Below are 4,019 nucleotides of genomic sequence, written 5' to 3' on the forward strand. Positions count from 1 at the left end.
TAAAAGTCTTTTTATAGCTTGGCTCTCTCCTGCTACATTGTACTCGCCTATGATGTTGACAGAATTTTCAATTTCCTCTGTGTTTTTAAAACTTTTGAGTATATAATTTGCAATTGCTCTTTGTGCGATGTGATGCCCATCTGCTTGTGAATACCCTGAAAATCCAGGAACAACAACTGGGATTACAATTTTGTTAACCCTGTCTTTCACCCTTTTAATTGACCATTCAATGTCCTCACCAATTTGCGAAGCTGTGCATGTTGCGTAAACAAACACAAGGTCGTAGCTATCAAAGATTTTGTCTGCCTCAACTATGCTCTCTTCCAATTTTCTTGCCGCCCCAAATATGATGTCTTTTTCTACAAGGTCTGTTGAGAGTATCATGTAGTTTTTCTTTCTGACATTCTGACCGTAAAATGCGCAGTCAGCCGGTGCATGAACAAGATGAAGAGAGTTTTTAATAGGGGCAAGTACCCAGCGCGCACCGTAAAAGGTACATGCGCGCTGGGACATAATCCCTGGGATTGTGGGCCTTTGACACTCAGGAACTCCATCTTTGGTTATATGCTTATCTCTTTGCTGCAAAAGATTTTGAAGCTTCATAAACCTCACCGCTTTCATATACAAAAGTCAAAAGTTTTACTGATGCAGCTTATCATGCGGATATGAATAATCCAAAATGGTATTGACAATCAAATCCAAAAGCCATATACTGCCCTTGTACCCTGTAATTCCGTACCTAAAATACCCTACTCTGTCGTACACAGGAAAACCAATTCTAACAGGTGGACATTTTATTGATTTTGCAACTTCAACTACTTTTGAATTTCCAAGCACAACATCAACCCCTGCCTCTTTTGCCAAGTACTCAAACTCGTAAAGGTCGCTGTCAACAAGAATCTCTCCTTCTATGTTGTACTCATCAAATATAGCTTTTATCTCATCTGTGAATGTTGGGCTTGGGGTTGCAGTTTCAACTACCTTGACATCCATTCCAAGCTCACACAAAAATCTTGTGACACCAATTACAATGTCCGGGTCGCCAAACACAGCGGCCTTTTTCATCATTGTGTACTGGCATGTGTCTGCCATGGCATCTAATAAAAGCCCTCTTTCAACTTTTAGTTCATAGGGTATTTCAACCTCATATACTTGTGAGAGATTTTCAATGAACCTGTCAGTGTTGGCAACACCCACAGGGAAAGGTCCCAACATGCTCTTTACACCAAATTCGCTTTCCAAATACTTGGCAGCAGAGCCTCCGGCATGTGGACAAAGCGCAACTGCTACCTTGCTGTTTGCACTGTCTTCAAGCTCTGAATAAGGTGTGCCACCTTCAGGGTAGAGTGGTTTTTGGCGGCATAAGTGGTGAGTTTAGAGTTTTTGAGATATCAAATAGCACTGAATAATCAATCTTCATCAGGTTCAATATGTGTTTTATCTCCTCAATATCGCCAGGGTTTATCATGCCAGGGATGATATATGCTTTGCCATTTTCCTCTTTTTCCTTTGCAAAGTACTTTACATATGAGATAGTTGCTGTGTCATATCCTTTTACATGCGTTCCTGCATAACTTGGTGTGTGAATTGGTACAATATATACACTATTTGCCGCTTCACTGCTCAGCTCCTCAGAAAGCTTTTTGTACGCCTCTTTGATAAACGCCTCAATGTCATCGCCTATTGTCTCGCTCGAACATGTGGTGATTACACCAATTACTGTTGGTGAGTATCTCAAAACAAGGTTTCTGATACCTTCTATGAGGTTTCGGCGCCCACCAAAGACAGCCGCATCCTCATGGAATGATGTCACTGCAATGTTAACCGGCTCTTTAAAATGTCTGTTGAACTGGTATCGCACATAAGTACAGCAACCTTGTGAACCCTGGACAAGCGGAACTGCTTTGTCTATACCAAGGGTTGCGTACATTGCACCAATTGGCTGGCACATCTTTGGCGGGTTAATTGTCACATGCCTGTTTGCCTTTGAGATTAAAGGGTTAGCCAGTTTGGTTGCCATTTTGCACTCCACCTCTCTCCTACAAAATTCCAAACAGGTGCGTATAATGATTTGTAAAGGTCTCTTGCAAAGTTTACAAGTCCCTCAAAAGCTACATACGGCCCATTCTCATACGAATGTGAATTGAGTGACGGCACACCCAGCTTGTGCGCAAGGTATTTCTCTTTAAGACCAGTGAGGAATATATCAGGTTTGTATTTTTGGATTACCTCTTCAAGCTCAAGCTCGTTGGGATTGTCTATGACAAGCACACCATCGTCTGCCCTTGCGTTTATCTTTTCATAGTCATCCTCATGCCCAAATGTGGTAGCACATGCTACAACTTCTATACCAAGGTCACGCATAAGCGGTATCCAGTGCCAAACACGCGGTGCTCCAACATAAATCATTGCACGCTTGCCGCGAAGCTTTTCTCTGTAAAACTGAAGCCTTGGCATGATTGATTCAAGCTCTTCTTCAATGACCTCTTCAACCTTCTTTTGGATTCCGAAAAACTCGCCAATTTCACGAAGTGAGTTGATTGTCTCTGTTATCCCAAAAAGTGTGACACGAATAAACGGCGTTCCATACTTTTCCTTCATCAGCCTTGCTATATACGTTGCTGACCTTTGACAATGCACAATGTTGAGTTTTGCATGGTGCATCTTGCAAAGATTGTCATATGAAGCATTGCCGGTAAATGCTGTGATAATTCTAAGTCCTATCTTGGTAAATAGCTTTTCAAGCACCCAGTAATCTCCATCAATGTTGTACTCGCCTATGATATTAACATCATACGGCGTTGGGTCTTCAAGTTCTTTTGTCCCAACAATCTTTTCAAAGATTGTGTGGTTTGCTATATGATGTCCTTTGGATTGGCTAACACCACAAAATCCTGGTGAGTTGAAGGCAACTACTGGTTTTCCAATTGCTTTTGAAGCTTTTTTAGCAACTGCTTCTAAGTCATCGCCAATCAGGGCAGTAGGACATGTTGCATAGATGAACACTGCTTTCGCTTCAGGAAATTCCTGGTTTGCTTCGATGATGGCGTTGTAAAGCTTCTTTTCCCCTCCAAAGACTATATCCTTTTCCTGCATATCTGTTGAAAAGCAGTATTTTCTGTGAAACTCACTGTCTGAAAGATGTCTTCGAGACGACCATGTATAGTAAGCACAACCAATTGGCCCATGGACTATCTGAATTACATCTTTAACAGGCCCTCCAACAACACCTCTTGCTCCTGCAAATGCACACCCGCGCTCTGTCATGTCGCCGGGCACTGTTCTAACGTTACAAACAGGTATAACAGGATTTTTCTTATCAGTGATATATGTGTGCCTTCCTCTTTCTTCAATGTACTTATCACAATCAAGAGTTACAAACGGCATTTTCATTCAGCCCCCTTTTTTAACAATTTTTTATACCAAGGCCTCGAAGCCTTTTTCCCTTGTCCTGATTCTTATGCTATCTTCAACAGGAAGGACAAATATCTTCCCATCGCCCACCTGACCTGTGCGGTTTACTGCCATGATGATGTTGACAACTCTTTCTACATCCTTGTCATCAACAATGATTGTAATCATGCGTTTTGGAACAAACTCCATAGCAGATGATGAAAGCACCATCTCGGTTGCCTTGTCAACCTCAATAGCTTTTACCTCACCAACAAGTCCACGCTGCCTGCCGCGCCCCAATACTTTTTGGAATGTGGCAGCAGGATACCCTGCTGCCACCAGTACATCTTTTGTCACGCCAACCTTGTTCATTCTGATAATTGCTATTATCTCTTTCATTTTGGAAACTTCACCACCTTACGTTTTTGTAAATAAATTTAAAGCTTCTTCTCACCTGTTCTGATTGTATACGCCTCTTCAACAGGGCTTATAAAAATTTTGCCATCTCCAAAGTTTCCTGTGTATGCATTTTGTAGGATGATATCTACAACTTTTTGGCAATCCTCATCTTCAACAACCATCATCAGCATTGTCTTTGGAAGCTCGTCATAGAGGATACTTCCTGT

4 protein-coding genes and 1 pseudogene are annotated in these 4,019 nt (G+C 41.8%); all 5 read right to left on the bottom strand.

Features of this window, described 5'->3' with window-relative positions:
• Positions 1-603 (bottom strand): nitrogenase component 1 (locus PGC14_RS11160; protein ID WP_271628958.1); only part of this gene is annotated, 603 nt, incomplete at its 3' end.
• Positions 604-639: 36 nt separating this feature from the next.
• Positions 640-2,020 (bottom strand): annotated as a pseudogene (locus PGC14_RS13505) (nitrogenase component 1).
• Positions 1,993-3,387, bottom strand: a complete 1,395-nt coding sequence (locus tag PGC14_RS11175) for a nitrogenase component I subunit alpha (RefSeq protein ID WP_271628960.1) — start codon at positions 3,385-3,387, stop codon at positions 1,993-1,995. The pseudogene PGC14_RS13505 and the gene PGC14_RS11175 overlap by 28 nt, the downstream one beginning before the upstream one ends.
• A 30-nt stretch (positions 3,388-3,417) precedes the next feature.
• Positions 3,418-3,792 carry a P-II family nitrogen regulator gene (locus PGC14_RS11180; RefSeq protein WP_271628961.1) on the bottom strand — a complete coding sequence of 125 codons (375 nt, stop codon included), beginning with the start codon at positions 3,790-3,792 and terminating at the stop codon, positions 3,418-3,420.
• Positions 3,793-3,830: 38 nt separating this feature from the next.
• Positions 3,831-4,019: P-II family nitrogen regulator (locus PGC14_RS11185; RefSeq protein WP_271628962.1), on the bottom strand; the 189-nt coding region annotated here is incomplete at its 5' end.

Source organism: Caldicellulosiruptor sp. DIB 104C (assembly GCF_028198085.1).
Taxonomy (GTDB): Bacteria; Bacillota; Thermoanaerobacteria; order Caldicellulosiruptorales; family Caldicellulosiruptoraceae; genus Caldicellulosiruptor; species Caldicellulosiruptor saccharolyticus.